Genomic DNA, 14,233 nt, shown 5'->3' on the forward strand with positions numbered 1-14,233 from the left:
GAATAAATCCAAGTCTGCTGATGACAGCCAGGCTTTATTTTGACTATGATGTTCGCCAAGCTTTCCAACCCTGCGTGATTTGTGATTAACCGACAGCTGCTGTTTAAAATTGCTTTGTTGATTGCCCTGGCGGTGATCAGCTACCTGGTTTTTTCCAAGCCTAACTACCCTCAGAGCATTCCTAACCTGGATAAAGTGGGCCATATCGGCAGTTTCTTTGCCCTCGCCTGGCTGACCTATCTGGCATTTCGCCCCCGCTGGTACTTAATGTTTGCCACCCTGGCCGGCTACGGCATTCTGATAGAGATGGTGCAATCCCGCCTGCCTTACCGCAGTGCCGATATGGCCGACTTTGTCGCCGATATGACCGGAGTCGTACTCTTCTACGTATCTCTCTGGGGCTATCGCAAGTATTTTGGCGCCGCCATGCTGAAGGAGTAACGGGATGCAGATAGGGATCCTCGGCGTTGGGGCCATAGGGCAACTGCTGGCGCAGCAACTGGCTGCAGCCGGTCTTGAACCTTGGTTATTACCCAGAGTGTTGCCAACAGCCAACACCCTGCCATTGGCGCAGCAGGGCGAAGAACACGTCTATACCCTGGAGCTTGGCGACCAGAGTCTGCAAACATCGTTTCTGTGCCTGGCGCAGGACTCGAGCAAGCTCAAGCAGCTCGATCTCTTGCTGGTCACAGTCAAAGCCTATCAGGTTGAAGCGGCGCTGGAGCCTGTGCTGCCAAGACTTCACCCGAATTGTCGCATCCTGCTGCTGCACAATGGACTTGGTCCTCATCAGAGTCTGGCCGCCAAGCTGCATGAGCGGCCACTGAGCCTGGGCACGACAAGTCAGGCGGCGCTGAGACTAAGCAGCAATCATATTCGCCAAACCGGCAGTGGCCTGACCCAGATAGGTGACTTAATCGGCGCCCCCATGCCAGAGGTGATGAAAACCGCTCTGCTCAATGCTATTCCCGGCAGTCAGTGGAGCAATGCCATTCTCGAAGCCCTGTGGCAAAAGCTGGCGGTCAATGCCGTTATCAATCCGCTGACCGCCATTCACAGAGTCAACAACGGTGCCCTGGCCGCCCCCGAGTTTGAGGGAACAATCTGCGCCATTCTCGATGAGCTGTTACAGGTAGCCAAGCAGGAAGGCATAGCGCTGACGTTCGATGCGCTGCACGCCAGAGTCAAGGAAGTGATACGGCTAACCGCCGCCAACTACTCCTCCATGTATCAGGATCTCAAGCACGGCCGCAAGACGGAAATTGACTATATCAACGGTTACCTGCAACAGCGCGCCGAGCAATATGGGCTCTCGCTGCCAATCAACAGCGAACTGCTGGCCCAGATAAAGGCATTGGAGCCACACGGCTAAATCATCCCCAAAGCACCAATACCGCGGCCAGGGCAATCAATACCAGGCCGCCCATATCCTTGACCTTGACCCGCTGCTTGAGCCAAAGGCTGGAGATCAGCATCATAAAGAAGACTTCCACCTGCCCGAGCGTTTTCACATAAGGCACGGCCGTGAGCGACATGGCGCTGAACCAACCTATTGAGCCCAGACAGCTACTGATACTGATGGCCAGGGTCAACCCGGGCCTGTGCCGGAGTTTTTTAAGGGTCTCTTTATCTTTGATAAGAAGCCAGGCGAGCAGCAACAAGGTCTACAGCAAAATAACCAACAAGAGTACCCAGGCGGCGCGGTGAGGAAATGGCAAACCCAGCACCAGGCTTGCTTCCCGAACCCAGAGCGAAGTCAGCGCAAAGGCGCTGCCGCACCCCAACCCCAGCAGCAGCGTCTTGAAGGACAAGCCTTTGAGCCCGAGAATACTTGCCGATGAACCGCAAGCCATGACTGCAATGAAAAACGCCCGCAATCGCGGGCGTTTAAAGCTAACATGCTAGTTAAGTGATTCGCTATTCAATCAAAGGCGCAGCTTGCAGCCGCTTATGTAAGGTTAACCAAGCGCTTGGCTCAGCGACTGGTATCCAGCGCCGGGAAAGACTTCACCAGCTCATCAACGGCCTTCATCTGGCTCAGGTACCCTTCCAGTTGCTGCAATGGCAAGGCACAAGGGCCATCACATTTGGCGTTGTCCGGGTCCGGGTGTGCCTCAATAAACAGCCCGGCCAGTCCCAGCGCCATGCCGCTGCGGGCCAGTTCGGTTGCCTGGGCACGACGACCACCGGCAGAATCTTCACGGCCGCCAGGGCGCTGCAGCGCATGGGTGGCATCGAAGATCACCGGGTAGCCTGATTGCTTCATCTCATCCATGCCCAACATGTCCACTACCAGGTTGTTATAACCAAAGCAGCTGCCACGCTCGCAGAGAATGATCTCATCATTGCCCGCTTCGTTGAATTTCTTGATGATGTGTCGCATCTCATGGGGCGCCAGGAACTGAGGCTTTTTCACATTGATGATAGCCCCTGTCTTGGCCATGGCCACCACCAGATCTGTCTGACGCGCCAGAAAGGCCGGCAACTGGATGATGTCCACCACTTCGGCCACAGGCGCACACTGGTAAGGCTCATGCACATCGGTAATCAATGGCAGCTTGAAGGTGTCCTTGATCTCCTGGAAGATTTTCAAACCTTCTTCCATGCCGGGGCCACGATAGGAGTTGACGGATGAGCGGTTAGCCTTGTCGAAGGAGGCCTTGAACACATAAGGGATCCCCAGCTTCTGAGTGACTTCCGCGTAGGTTTCGGCAATGGTCATCGCCAAGTCCCGCGACTCGAGTACATTCATGCCACCGAACAGCACAAAGGGCTTGTCATTGGCTATCTCGATAGCCCCCAGATGTATGGTTTTATTACTCATCGCAACTTCTCTCTTGAATGCCGCTCATGCGGCGTTAACTTAAATCAGCCGGCCACGGCCTGCAGCAACTGGCCACAGAGCCAGGCCATATAAGTGCCTAAAGCATAGCCGAATACCGCCAGCAGTACACCTACGGGTGCCAGTGCCGGGTGGAAGGCCGCAGCCACTACGGGCGCAGACGCCGCGCCGCCAACGTTGGCCTGGCTGCCCACCGCCATATAAAACAGCGGCGCACGGATAAGCTTGGCCACCAGCAGCATCAATCCCGAATGCACCAACATCCAGATAATACCCACCAGGAAGTAAATCGGCGTATCCATAATTTGGGATACATCCATATGCAAACCGATTGTAGCCACCAGTATGTAGAGGTAAGCCGAGGCTATCTTGGAGGCGCCGGCCGCTTCCAAATGACGGGCCGGGCTGAATGACAGCAGCAAACCTATGGTGGTCACTATCACTACCAGCCAGAAGAATCCGGAGGTCAGACTGTATTGCTCGGTCCAGGGATAGTTAGTCGCAAACCAGGGAGCCAGCAGATCGGCGCCGACATGGGCCAGACCGGTAATACCAAAGCCCACAGCCACTATCAGCATAATGTCGCGCAGGCTGGGAATGCGGGCATTTTCGGCATGATACTGTTCCACCTTGGCCTTGAGGCTTTCAATGGCGCTGGTATCTGCACCTGTCTTGGCATCTATCTCCTTGGCCCTGGATGCCATAAACAGCAGCACGGCCATCCAGATGTTGGCGACTATCACATCGACAGTGACCATCACGGAGAAGATATTGCCGCCCACTTCATAAATCTCTTTCATCGCCGCCTGGTTGGCACCGCCGCCAATCCAGCTGCCGGCGAGTGTGGTCATGCCGCGCCAGACCGCGTCCGGGCCGTGACCAGCGGTCAATGTCGGGTCGATTGCCGACATGATAAGCAGGGCAATCGGGCCCCCGATGACAATGCCCATAGTGCCGGTCAAAAACATCACTACCGCCTTGGGACCCAATCCCAGAATAGCTTTGATATCGACGCTGAGGATCAGCAATACCAAACAGGCCGGCAACAGATAACGGGACGCCACATAGTAAAGTTTGGAGCTGCTGCCATCGACAATCCCAAAGGTATTGAGCAAGGATGGCAGGAAGTAACACAACAGCAAAGCCGGAATGAAGCGGTAAAACTTCTGCCAGAAAGGATGGCTGCTGCTGTTGGTATAAAAAACGAAGCCGAGAATGGCGGCCAGAATACCGAGCGCGGTGGCGTCATTGGTCACCAGCGCGGTCATTTCAGTAGCCGCCTGTGAGGTACTGCTCATAGGTCCTATCTCCCTTGCGATTGCAATTTATTGTTTTATTTTAATATTTATATTTTTATCACTGCCCTCGCGGGCAGGTTCAATGAAAGGTCTGAGGGTCGTCTCCCAATTCTCTGAGTTGCATCTTCACCAACTCGACCACAGGGTCGTGCGGGCTATTGTCGACAAAATACTGCAGGTCGGCGCTGGCGACATGAATCGCCCCCAGTTGCTGGGCAATAAAGGCGCGCTCCCGATGCAGGCTGAGATCGTCGGCATGCCATTCAAGTAGCAAATTACAGCACTCCATCGCGACTTCAAACTCATGGGCAACTATGGCGCCCGCCTTGAGTTCATGCAGCATGCGGGTCATCAGCCTCTGGGTGCCAACCGGCTTGAGGTAAGACGCTTTTAGCGGCGCACTGTTCCCAAGCTCACCGCGAACCAGGGCATGCAAGCGCTCTTTGCTGAGGCGCTCCCCCCGAAGCGGGTCGAGATAGATGAGTTCACCGGCCACGTGGCAGGCCAGCACTGTGGTGCCCGGCAGCAGCACAGGGTCGAATTTCAAGTCCAGCTGTTTGCCCAGCAACATAAGCACAGTTGCCAATGTGGTACTGTTCCCCTGGCGGCTGAGAATACACTGGCCGAGATCGGCCGCCTGCCGGGAAAAATAATCTTCCCTGGGGCCAAACCCCAGGTCCTTGTAAAACCAGTCCAGCAGCGCCTGAAAGCGCCGCTGCTGATCCACCAGATAATGGCTGAGCACTGAGCCGGACAGTTCCAGCCAGGCCCAGTTAGCCTGTTTGGCCTGGCCAAAGCCCAGATGTTGGCAAAGCTCAAATGCCGACTCGGGCAGAGAGAGTTCGTCTTGCTTAAGAGAATATTGTTGCATTACCCCAGAATTACCGCTTGTTTGAAGTGTGCCAGTTTTGCCGCATAAACCACCCAGCCCAGAGCACCGAGGAAGGCGAAGATCCGGAAGATCAGATTACGGTTGGACTTGAGCGCCATCACGCCCAGCAGTATGTAAGCGACCACTGCGCCTATCTTCTCCGTCATCCAAGGATCAACGAAGGGATACTGCTTAATCATAAAACACAGAATCAATCCGGACAGCAGCAGGAAAGTATCGATCACATGGGGACCTACCTTCAGCAGTTTCTTGTCCATAATGGCTGACTGACGCAGCTTAAGCACGAAACGCACAATGAACAGCAATACGCTGACGGCGATTAGAGTCATGTGCAGGTGTTTAACTGCCGGATACAGGCTGTAAAAAGTTTCCATCGGATAGCTATCTGTAGGTGAACAAAGGCGACAGTGTACCCTATCGCAGTGCTCAGCACCAAGGCCAAGCCGCTGTCGAAAAGGCAGAATTAAGGCAGGAAGTGGGGACGATATTCGCGGTTTTCAAGCCCGGGCGTGACTCCCGGGCACAGAGACTCAACCGGGCCACAAACCCAGAGTACATCTTTCATTGGAGCCAAAATCACGCACTGTGGCCACCTGTTGATAACCGAGCTCGGCAAGTTTCTCCCTGAGTTTCACCGCTTGGGCATAACCATGCTCCAGCAGCAGATAACCGCCCGGCAGCAAGTGCTCCCTGGCATGGGCTGCGATATGGAATAGGTCGGCAAAACCCTGATCGGCGGCGGTCAAGGCGCTGCGGGGTTCAAAGCGCACATCGCCCATCTCAAGATGCTCATCATCCTCCTCAATATAGGGAGGGTTGGAAACAATCAGTTGGAATTTGCGTCCCTTAACTGCCGAAAACCAGTCGCTCTGAAGGATCTCCACCTGCGGCAACTTCAGGTTATCCCGGTTGGCACAGGCCAGCGCCACCGCGGCCTCGACCTTATCGACGGCAGTCACTCTCCAGCCTTGCCGTTCATGGGCCAGCGCCAGTGCAATAGCACCGGTACCTGTGCCGAGATCCAGCACGGCGATATCATCTGAAAGCTGCAGATTGAGCGCGGTTTCCACCAGGATTTCGGTATCCGGGCGCGGGATAAGGGTGGATTCATTAACGATAAAAGGCAGTGACCAGAACTCGCGCTCACCGACAATATGAGCCACAGGCACACCTTGGCTGCGACGCTGCACCATCAGGGTGAACTGCTTGTGTTGTTCGGCCGATAAGTTTCTTTCGGGCCAGGTATAGAGAAAACTGCGGCTCTTGCCCAAGCAATGCAGCAACAGGGCTTCGGCATCTGCATGGGCAGACTCGGACGATGCGGCCAGCATAGAAGAGGCCCATTGCAGGGCCTCGGCAATATTGAGTTTAGTCACAGACAGTCCTTTTATTCGTCGGACAGAGCCGCCAGCATGTCAGCCTGATGCTCTTGCATCAAAGGCTCAAGCAGCTGCTCCAGGTCTCCTTCCATCACCTCGTTGAGACGATACAGTGTCAGGTTGATCCTGTGGTCGCTCACCCTTCCCTGAGGGAAATTATAGGTACGGATCCGCTCTGAGCGGTCACCGCTACCCACCAGAGAGCGACGGGTAGATTCTTCGGCGCTGCGGCGTTTTTCATCTTCAGCCGCCTGCAAACGGGCCGCCAGTACGCTCAAGGCCTGAGCCTTGTTCTTGTGCTGTGAGCGCTGATCCTGGCATTCCACCACCAAACCTGTGGGCAAGTGGGTAATACGAATTGCCGAGTCGGTTTTGTTAACGTGCTGACCACCGGCACCGGAAGAGCGGAAGGTGTCGATACGCAGCTCGGCCGGGTTGATTTCCACCGCCTGGGCCTCAGGCACTTCGTGCATAACGGCCACGGTACAGGCCGAGGTATGCACCCGCCCCTGGGATTCGGTTTCCGGCACCCTTTGTACCCTGTGACCACCGGACTCAAACTTGAGTTTGCCGTAAACACCGTCACCGCTGACTTTTGCTATCACCTCTTTGAAACCGCCATGCTCGCCTTCGCTGGCGCTCATGACTTCGACCTGCCAGCGCTGGCTCTCGGCATAACGGCTGTACATACGGAATAGATCGCCGGCAAAGATAGCCGCTTCATCACCGCCTGCACCGGCACGGATTTCCAGAAAGGCGTTGCTGGCATCATTGGGATCTTTGGGCAACAGCAGAATTTGCAACTCGCCTTCCAGCTGCTCCAACTGAGCGCGGGCCGCCTTGATCTCTTCCTGAGCCATCTCTTTCAGCTCAGGATCTTCCTCGGCCAGCATCTCCTGTGCGGTTTGCAGATCCGCCTGCGCCTGCTGGTAGGCCTTAAAGCCTTTGACCACATCTTCAAGCTGAGCATATTCCCGTGACAGGGCTCTGAACCTGTCCTGATCCGCTATGACACCTGCATCACTGAGCAGGGCCAATACTTCTTCATTACGCTCAAGCAAGCCTTCCAGCTTGCGGATAACGGATTCCTTCATTTAGCTCGCTAACCTTAGTGTTTATCCAAGCCGAGCGCGGTTCTCAATTGACCCAAAGCATTGAGATCCCCCTGACGACTGGCAGCAGTCAGGGCCTGGGTCGGAGCATGGATCAGTCTGTTGGTCAGGCGGTTAGCCAGCTCCAGCAGCACCTGCTCTGTGTCTGCTCCCTGTGCCAACTTGTTCATAGCCCGTTCAACCAGCTCATCTTTAATCGCCATGCTCTGGGTACGATATTCGCGAATGCTGTCGACCGATTCCAGTGAACGAACCCACTCCATAAACTGGTGTGAATGCTCTTCGGCAATGACTTCCGCTTGCTCGGCGGCCTCTCTACGGGAGGCCATATTCTGTTCGATTATGCTTTGCAGATCATCGACCGTGTAGAGGAAGGCATCGTCCAAATCACCGACTTCTGCCTCAATATCACGGGGAACCGCTATATCAACCAATAACATAGGTTGATGGCGGCGCTGCTTCAGCGCTTTTTCTACCATGCCCTTGCCCAGAATAGGCAGCGGACTGGCGGTAGAGGATATCACGATATCGGCCTTGGGGAGAAAATCTGGTATCTGTTCCAGGGTAATCGCCTGGGCATTAAACTCTTCGCACATGGCTTCGGCGCGGGAAATGGTGCGGTTGGCCACCACCATGCTGGTCACACCGTTTTCCTTCAGATGACGGGCAACCAGTTCTATGGTTTCACCGGCACCTATGAGTAGTACCTTGGTAGTCGCCAGAGAGGAGAAGATATGTTTGGCCATGCTGACGGCGGCAAAAGCTACCGAAACCGCCGCAGTACCGATTTCCGTTTCGGTGCGCACCTTCTTGGCCACGGCAAAAGTATTTTGGAACAGGCGATCCAGTGTCAGTGCCACTGTGCCTGATTCCTTGGCCTTGGCAAACGCCTGTTTGACCTGACCGAGGATCTGCGGCTCGCCCAGCACCAGAGAGTCAAGCCCGGATGCGACCCGCATTAAATGTTGCACCGCGGGTTGCCCACAGTGTTGGTAAAGGCAAGGGGCCACCTCTTCATGGCTCAGGCCATGATAGTCTTCCAACCAACGCACCACCTGCTCGGCATTTTCTGTATTGCAGTAAAGCTCGGTACGGTTACAGGTGGAAACGATGACGGCTTCCCCGCTCTGGGTCTCCTTGGCCAAGCTACGCATGGCGTCATGGATCTTATCCGGGGCAAAGGCAACTTTCTCACGCAGGTCAACAGTGGCGGTTTTATGGTTTATACCAATTGCTACAAGGCTCATCTGAACTCGTTCTGGACTCTTGGCGTCGCTGTAGGATGCGGCCATTCTACTGAATTGGCCACCTTAAAAACAGAATACGCTTAACAAAACCGAATAAAGGTCTAACTTCTCAACCAATTTATCAATTAAGCTAAGCAGGTGCTGGCAAAAGCCACAAGGGCGACACCACTGGGGTCGACGCTTATTGGTATTCTGCCAAAGCCCTCGTATCATAGGCGGCCTACACAGTGAACAACAGATGATTATTTTGAAGTACTTCACAAAAACCTGTTTTACACCTCTGTCGGCACTGCGCTTGTTGTTGCCCTTATTGCTCCTTACGTTGCTCGGTGGTTGTAGCAGCTTGCCCGATACCCGCTGGCAGGCGACTCAAGTCAAGCACGCCAACCAAGCCAAGGCCTGGGAGCTGAAAGGCAAGCTGGCGGTAAAGACTCCTGAGGAAAAGTTCAGCACTAATCTCTATTGGCTGCATACCCCGACGACGGAAGAGCTGAGACTCACCACCATGTTGGGCACCAGTGTGATGCTGCTGAAGAGCGGCCCGGATGGCGCCTTTTTGGAGCTGGACGGCGAAGTCTACCGCAACCGTGACCCGCAGCGTTTACTCGATGGCCTCAGCAGCTGGAGTATTCCGCTTAACGCCCTGCCCCGCTGGGTGCTTGGCCTCAGCGCCGCCGACACTGAACTCCTGCTCACAAACAATGACGGTAAACCCCAGAGCCTGGAAGATGGCAGCGTTAACCCGCCATGGCAGGTGAAGTACCTCAGTTGGCAGCAACAAAGCGGTGCCGATATTCCGCGCCTTCTCAAACTCAATCGCGGCGCACTCGAACTCAAGATCCAGTTAACCGAGTGGCAGGCGCTCGAAGCCCAGAGCACACTCATCACCAAGGAAAGCCAGCAGCCATGAGCCTCGATCACCCAAACCTCCAGCCCAATAGTCTTTCGCTTGGCTGGCCGGCCCCGGCCAAGCTGAACCTGTTTTTGCACATCAATGGCCGCCGCCAAGACGGCTACCATGAACTGCAGACCCTGTTTCAGTTTCTCGACCATGGCGATCTGTTGGACTTTAAAGTCACCACCAATGGCAAACTCAAACTGCACTCCAATTTGGGCGCCGCTGTCCCGGATAACGATAACTTAATTCTCAAGGCCGCAAAATCATTGCAGCAAGCCAGTGGCTGTGAAATGGGGGCCGAGATCTGGCTCGACAAGAAGCTGCCCATGGGCGGCGGTCTGGGAGGCGGGTCGTCGGACGCAGCCACGACTCTGGTGGCTCTCAATGCCCTGTGGCAAACCGGCCTGAGCGAAGCGGAACTTGAACAAATTGGTTTAAAACTCGGCGCAGATGTTCCTGTTTTCATTAAGGGCATGGCGGCCTTTGCCGAAGGGGTCGGCGAAAAACTTCAGCCGGTGAAACCGGCCGAACCTTGGTATCTGATATTGGTTCCCGAGGCCCATGTTTCCACTGAAAAAGTATTCCATGACCCTGATTTACCGAGAGATACTCCCAAGCTCTCTCTGGAGCAACTACTGAGCAGCCCCTGGCAAAACGATTGTCAGGAACTGGTGTGTCGCCATTACCCTCAAGTTGCCAAGGCCTTGGCCTGGCTGCTAGAATATGCGCCGTCCAGAATGACCGGAACCGGCGCCTGCGTGTTCGGGGAATTCGAAAAACAGCAACAAGCTCTCGATTGTCTGGCAAAGCTGCCGTCATCATTCAAAGGCTTTGTTGCCAAAGGGATAAATAGATCGCCGCTTCAGAGTCGACTGGCTCGCCTCTGAACAGTTTCTTCCGGGATAAAGCGCTGCAACCGTTTTATCCCAGCCACTAAAATAAAGCAAACGCCTGAGGTTCTTACAGTGCCCGACATCAAGCTCTTTGCTGGGAACGCTACCCCCAGTCTCGCCAAAAAGATAGCAGACCGTCTTTTTTGTAAACTCGGAGACGCAGAGGTAGGCCGTTTCAGCGATGGTGAAATCAGTGTCCAGATAAACGAAAATGTACGTGGTGCTGATGTGTTTATCATTCAGTCCACCTGCGCACCAACCAACGACAACCTGATGGAGTTGATCGTAATGGTTGATGCCCTGCGCCGCGCGTCAGCCGGCCGTATCACAGCCGTTATCCCTTACTTTGGTTATGCCCGTCAGGACCGCCGTGTCCGCAGCGCCCGTGTACCCATTACCGCCAAAGTGGTTGCCGATTTCCTCTCCAGCGTGGGTGTCGACAGAGTACTGACCTGTGACCTGCACGCCGAGCAGATCCAGGGCTTCTTCGATGTACCGGTAGACAACGTCTTCGGTAGCCCTGTGCTGCTTGAAGATATGCTGGCCAAGAAGCTGGATAACCCGGTTGTTGTTTCCCCCGATATCGGTGGTGTTGTTCGCGCCCGCGCCGTAGCCAAACTGCTCGACGACTCAGATCTGGCGATCATCGACAAGCGTCGCCCACAGGCCAACGTGGCTCAGGTAATGCACATCATAGGTGACGTTCAAGGCCGTGACTGCATCATAGTTGATGACATGATCGACACAGGTGGCACTCTGTGTAAGGCTGCTGAAGCCCTGAAAGAACACGGCGCCAACCGCGTCTTTGCTTATGCGACCCACCCGGTATTCTCCGGTAACGCCGCCAGCAACATAGTAAATTCAGTGATCGACGAAGTCATAGTCACTGACACTGTGCCTTTGAGCCCAGAAATGCTCAAGACAGGCAAAGTGAGCCAGCTGACCATGTCAGCGGTACTGGCCGAGGCTATCCGCCGCGTCAGCAACGAAGAATCTATCTCTGCCATGTTCCAGCACTAAGCTGACATGCAGAGTTAACAAGAAACGCACCTTAGGGTGCGTTTTTTTATGCTTGATATCTGGGTTGCCATTATATGGCCCATCAGCTGCGGTGCGGATGGGCAGGAAGCCCGAATGCCGTGAAGAGCAAGATGTTCGAGAGCGGCCATCTCACACAGGCGATTTTGTTATTTTTTTATTTTGTTAACTGTTTTGTATTTGCTGATTATAGAATTCACAGCGTTCCTCTAAGCCCATAGACTTTGCAGCATCTTTGAGCTTTACCCAAATTTCTTCTGGAGGCTTACTTGTTGCCTCAAGTGCTGCTTCTTCTAGCATATCCAGTGCTAGTTCTAGCTCGTTGTGATCAAGGTATTCATCGTATTCGGCGATATATTTGCCAACACCCGGGCATTCACAAAGAACTGCACGAGCCTCACTCAACAAAGCGATAGTAATCTTCCACTTTTTTTCCAATTCTTCTCTGAAGCTCATATGACAGTTAACGCCCTGTTAAGGTGTGAGCAACGCAATACCGATGCTACTGCATACCACCTTAAACACTAAACGCAACGCATAGTAAAAATGCCATGCGTTGCGAATCACTCTTAAACAGTTTGTTATACGTTTCCTAACCCTACCATCGCTCTCATATTACTAAATCCACTAGAAGAAAATGTAGTATTCATAATACTCAGAGACTCAGTATTTGCAGTTACATTAATCCCAAACGGTTTAAGATTTAGCCTATTAACAACTACAGTACCATCACTTCTTTTTTCACATTCCAAGACTACGCCATCCGGAGTTGTCACTTTTACGCCATTGTCTCGTTTGATCACAATAACCGAAGGGTTAGTCGAGAAATTATCTTTAACAAGGGGATACCACTCCGTGCCTTGCTGGTTCATTGGTACATAAATCCAAATATGAGGAATATCACCATCACCAATTAGGATTGGAGTAAAACCATTGAAATCTATTAGAAATTGCACGTTATTTAGAGAATTTGAACCAATTAACATTTTCTCTGGGGCAGAATAATTACTTGGTAGCGAATCAACTTTCACTTTTCTCTCCCCCTTGAGTGAGGTGTAACCTACGCTTTCTATTTTGCGCGAAGTGCGTGTCAACAATTGACAATAATTGTTCTTTTTCTTTTTCGTCGTCTGATTTAATTTTACTTTTAACCAAAATAGAAATGCCTATCCCTACGATTACAGCAACAATTTCCCACGTAGCTAAACTCGGATCTTTTTTATCAATTAGTGAAGCTATAGTTTTGCCTATCACCGAGACCACTACTCCAGCGGTTCCTCCTGCGATAAGGTTAAACCACATTTCAGAGCCTGAAGATTTCTTCAGAATGCTGAATTCATAGCGAGTAAGGTCATATGGTTTTTCAGCAACATACCTTTCAGGCTCATATTCAATACCACCTTTCATGATCAAAGGAGTATCGAATTCCTCTCCTTTTACATGAGGGCTATCATTTACGATAGTCTCTTCTTTCACATAAAACTCCCTTGATTCAAAAACGTATAACGCCGCCAGCAGGGGCCGAAAAACCAGAGCGAAGAGGCGATTTTTTGGTCCCTCTGGCTGGCTTTGTTATGCACTGTATTAGGAATGGTAGGATTCATAAATATTTTCACCTTGGCGCTGCCGTTTTACTAATCCCATTACTGTAGTGTAGGAGTCATCTATTTGGGCAATTGCTTCCCACTCCTCTAGTTGTGCACAGTACTTCTCAATAGTTGGGGGCTTTACACCAAGTTCTTCTGCTACATCTTCAAGGCTAGACCCACCATCTAGTGCCTCTCTGGCGCTTAACCATCTATTGACTCGATTTGCCTGAGAAATAGATTCTCGGTGTTTTTGAAGATGCGCCTTTTGCAGGGCAATAAGTGATTTGTACTCTTCTGAATGCTGATCTAGGAATTCGCTGCAAGCAGTAGCTGACGATAGGACCTTTTCACTTAGCTCAATATTTAATGCCTCGGATATGCTTTTGGCATAGTGTTCCTGCTTATGGGTTGGAGGGCGCTTTTCCTCTGGGATCATTGGACGAATCATGTCTATGATCGTATCTACATGATAAGAATATAATTTCAAAGCTTCATTGGGTTTTACATGGTTTGAAATTATATTGAATAAGCTTGTTGGTAATTCAAATTTGACTCTAGTGTTGCCTATGACTATCTCGCCAACAGAAATATCATTCTTCATTTTCACCTCAATATTCGGTTTGTTCTCATGGTGCATAACGCCGCGCTCTGCGGCAAATTTGAAGCGCAGCGGAAAATTTGTCCGATAGCAGCGCCTTGTTATGCATCTTCAAGGTTTACACCGAACTTCTTAACTCGTCTTCTATTAATTTCGCTCTCAGAGGCAATCCTTCGTAGTGCCTCGGTGGCTCTACTAGCAATCTCCTTTTGTTGAACACTAGCATTCCCAAACTGGCCAAACTTCAAACAGGTCGTAACAAACACGAAGGTCAGCATGCCATGTAACGCCGCGCTCTGCGGCAATTTTGGAGCGTAGCAGAAAAATTGTCCGACAGCAGCGCCTTGTTATGCCTTTATACGATGCGTACATTGCCAAACCTAGCATTTTGAACATACGGAATGGAATTAAACAAAATGGAAACAAAATGGAGACACCCATAATTCT

16 protein-coding genes and 1 pseudogene are annotated in these 14,233 nt (G+C 52.4%); 5 read left to right on the top strand and 12 right to left on the bottom strand.

Annotated features, from left to right (window positions below; translation table 11 throughout):
* Positions 1-81 precede the first annotated feature (81 nt).
* Complete coding sequence (locus tag SIL79_RS01230) at positions 82-441, top strand: VanZ family protein (protein ID WP_039034281.1); 360 nt, start codon at positions 82-84, stop codon at positions 439-441.
* A gap of 4 nt (positions 442-445) precedes the next feature.
* Positions 446-1,372: a ketopantoate reductase family protein gene (locus SIL79_RS01235; RefSeq protein ID WP_071475477.1), complete on the top strand. Its 927-nt coding sequence runs from the start codon at positions 446-448 to the stop codon at positions 1,370-1,372.
* A gap of 1 nt (position 1,373) precedes the next feature.
* Here SIL79_RS01235 and SIL79_RS01240 read toward each other — a convergent pair.
* The 8 genes and pseudogenes from SIL79_RS01240 to hemA all read right to left on the bottom strand — a co-directional run.
* Positions 1,374-1,823: pseudogene (locus SIL79_RS01240) on the bottom strand (EamA family transporter); the annotation flags it as partial.
* A 152-nt stretch (positions 1,824-1,975) separates the two neighbouring features.
* Positions 1,976-2,824, bottom strand: coding sequence for a 3-deoxy-8-phosphooctulonate synthase (gene kdsA, locus SIL79_RS01245; RefSeq protein ID WP_039034283.1), 849 nt, complete (start codon positions 2,822-2,824; stop codon positions 1,976-1,978).
* 44 nt (positions 2,825-2,868) lie between these two features.
* Complete coding sequence (locus SIL79_RS01250; protein WP_373297528.1) at positions 2,869-4,140, bottom strand: DUF819 family protein; 1,272 nt, start codon at positions 4,138-4,140, stop codon at positions 2,869-2,871.
* 79 nt (positions 4,141-4,219) lie between these two features.
* A complete protein-coding gene (locus SIL79_RS01255; RefSeq protein WP_144361758.1) occupies positions 4,220-5,011 on the bottom strand; it encodes a transglutaminase family protein in 792 nt (263 codons plus the stop codon).
* Complete coding sequence (locus SIL79_RS01260) at positions 5,011-5,406, bottom strand: SirB2 family protein (protein ID WP_039034285.1); 396 nt, start codon at positions 5,404-5,406, stop codon at positions 5,011-5,013. Before SIL79_RS01260 ends, SIL79_RS01255 begins: the two co-directional genes overlap by 1 nt.
* A gap of 156 nt (positions 5,407-5,562) precedes the next feature.
* A complete protein-coding gene (gene prmC, locus SIL79_RS01265; RefSeq protein WP_144361759.1) occupies positions 5,563-6,408 on the bottom strand; it encodes a peptide chain release factor N(5)-glutamine methyltransferase in 846 nt (281 codons plus the stop codon).
* An 11-nt stretch (positions 6,409-6,419) separates the two neighbouring features.
* A complete protein-coding gene (prfA, locus tag SIL79_RS01270; protein WP_039034287.1) occupies positions 6,420-7,505 on the bottom strand; it encodes a peptide chain release factor 1 in 1,086 nt (361 codons plus the stop codon).
* Between the two features lie 14 nt (positions 7,506-7,519).
* Positions 7,520-8,770 (bottom strand): glutamyl-tRNA reductase, encoded by a 1,251-nt coding sequence (hemA, locus tag SIL79_RS01275; RefSeq protein ID WP_039034337.1) that lies wholly within the window; start codon positions 8,768-8,770, stop codon positions 7,520-7,522.
* A 238-nt stretch (positions 8,771-9,008) separates the two neighbouring features.
* Between hemA and lolB the strand changes: the two genes are divergently transcribed.
* From lolB to SIL79_RS01290, 3 genes are all read left to right on the top strand, one after another.
* Positions 9,009-9,680, top strand: coding sequence for a lipoprotein insertase outer membrane protein LolB (gene lolB, locus SIL79_RS01280; RefSeq protein WP_039034338.1), 672 nt, complete (start codon positions 9,009-9,011; stop codon positions 9,678-9,680).
* Entirely contained in the window at positions 9,677-10,555 is an 879-nt protein-coding gene (ispE, locus tag SIL79_RS01285; protein ID WP_162206660.1) for a 4-(cytidine 5'-diphospho)-2-C-methyl-D-erythritol kinase, read from the top strand. The genes lolB and ispE overlap by 4 nt, the downstream gene beginning before the upstream one ends.
* Before the next feature lie 78 nt (positions 10,556-10,633).
* Complete coding sequence (locus tag SIL79_RS01290) at positions 10,634-11,581, top strand: ribose-phosphate pyrophosphokinase (protein ID WP_028779717.1); 948 nt, start codon at positions 10,634-10,636, stop codon at positions 11,579-11,581.
* 183 nt (positions 11,582-11,764) lie between these two features.
* On the opposite strand, the gene SIL79_RS01295 is transcribed toward SIL79_RS01290, so the two are convergent.
* The 4 genes from SIL79_RS01295 to SIL79_RS01310 all read right to left on the bottom strand — a co-directional run bounded on the left by SIL79_RS01295 (position 11,765) and on the right by SIL79_RS01310 (position 13,789).
* A complete protein-coding gene (locus SIL79_RS01295; RefSeq protein ID WP_039034289.1) occupies positions 11,765-12,055 on the bottom strand; it encodes a hypothetical protein in 291 nt (96 codons plus the stop codon).
* A gap of 125 nt (positions 12,056-12,180) precedes the next feature.
* Entirely contained in the window at positions 12,181-12,630 is a 450-nt protein-coding gene (locus SIL79_RS01300; protein WP_233962712.1) for a hypothetical protein, read from the bottom strand.
* Positions 12,620-13,075 carry a hypothetical protein gene (locus SIL79_RS01305; protein WP_233962711.1) on the bottom strand — a complete coding sequence of 152 codons (456 nt, stop codon included), beginning with the start codon at positions 13,073-13,075 and terminating at the stop codon, positions 12,620-12,622. Before SIL79_RS01305 ends, SIL79_RS01300 begins: the two co-directional genes overlap by 11 nt.
* 108 nt (positions 13,076-13,183) lie before the next feature.
* Complete coding sequence (locus SIL79_RS01310) at positions 13,184-13,789, bottom strand: hypothetical protein (RefSeq protein ID WP_233962710.1); 606 nt, start codon at positions 13,787-13,789, stop codon at positions 13,184-13,186.
* Positions 13,790-14,233: the final 444 nt, after the last annotated feature.

The sequence above is a fragment of the Shewanella indica genome, from assembly GCF_033842865.1.
Classification (GTDB): Bacteria; Pseudomonadota; Gammaproteobacteria; order Enterobacterales; family Shewanellaceae; genus Shewanella; species Shewanella indica.

Bases quoted from the DNA above. Each gene is read 5' to 3' on its own strand.
- SIL79_RS01235 (WP_071475477.1), top strand. From the start codon at position 446: ATGCAGATAGGGATCCTCGGCGTTGGGGCCATAGGGCAACTGCTGGCG.
- kdsA (WP_039034283.1), bottom strand. From the start codon at position 2,824: ATGAGTAATAAAACCATACATCTGGGGGCTATCGAGATAGCCAATGAC.
- SIL79_RS01250 (WP_373297528.1), bottom strand. From the start codon at position 4,140: ATGAGCAGTACCTCACAGGCGGCTACTGAAATGACCGCGCTGGTGACC.
- SIL79_RS01255 (WP_144361758.1), bottom strand. From the start codon at position 5,011: ATGCAACAATATTCTCTTAAGCAAGACGAACTCTCTCTGCCCGAGTCG.
- SIL79_RS01260 (WP_039034285.1), bottom strand. From the start codon at position 5,406: ATGGAAACTTTTTACAGCCTGTATCCGGCAGTTAAACACCTGCACATG.
- prfA (WP_039034287.1), bottom strand. From the start codon at position 7,505: ATGAAGGAATCCGTTATCCGCAAGCTGGAAGGCTTGCTTGAGCGTAAT.
- hemA (WP_039034337.1), bottom strand. From the start codon at position 8,770: ATGAGCCTTGTAGCAATTGGTATAAACCATAAAACCGCCACTGTTGAC.
- lolB (WP_039034338.1), top strand. From the start codon at position 9,009: ATGATTATTTTGAAGTACTTCACAAAAACCTGTTTTACACCTCTGTCG.
- ispE (WP_162206660.1), top strand. From the start codon at position 9,677: ATGAGCCTCGATCACCCAAACCTCCAGCCCAATAGTCTTTCGCTTGGC.
- SIL79_RS01295 (WP_039034289.1), bottom strand. From the start codon at position 12,055: ATGAGCTTCAGAGAAGAATTGGAAAAAAAGTGGAAGATTACTATCGCT.
- SIL79_RS01310 (WP_233962710.1), bottom strand. From the start codon at position 13,789: ATGAAGAATGATATTTCTGTTGGCGAGATAGTCATAGGCAACACTAGA.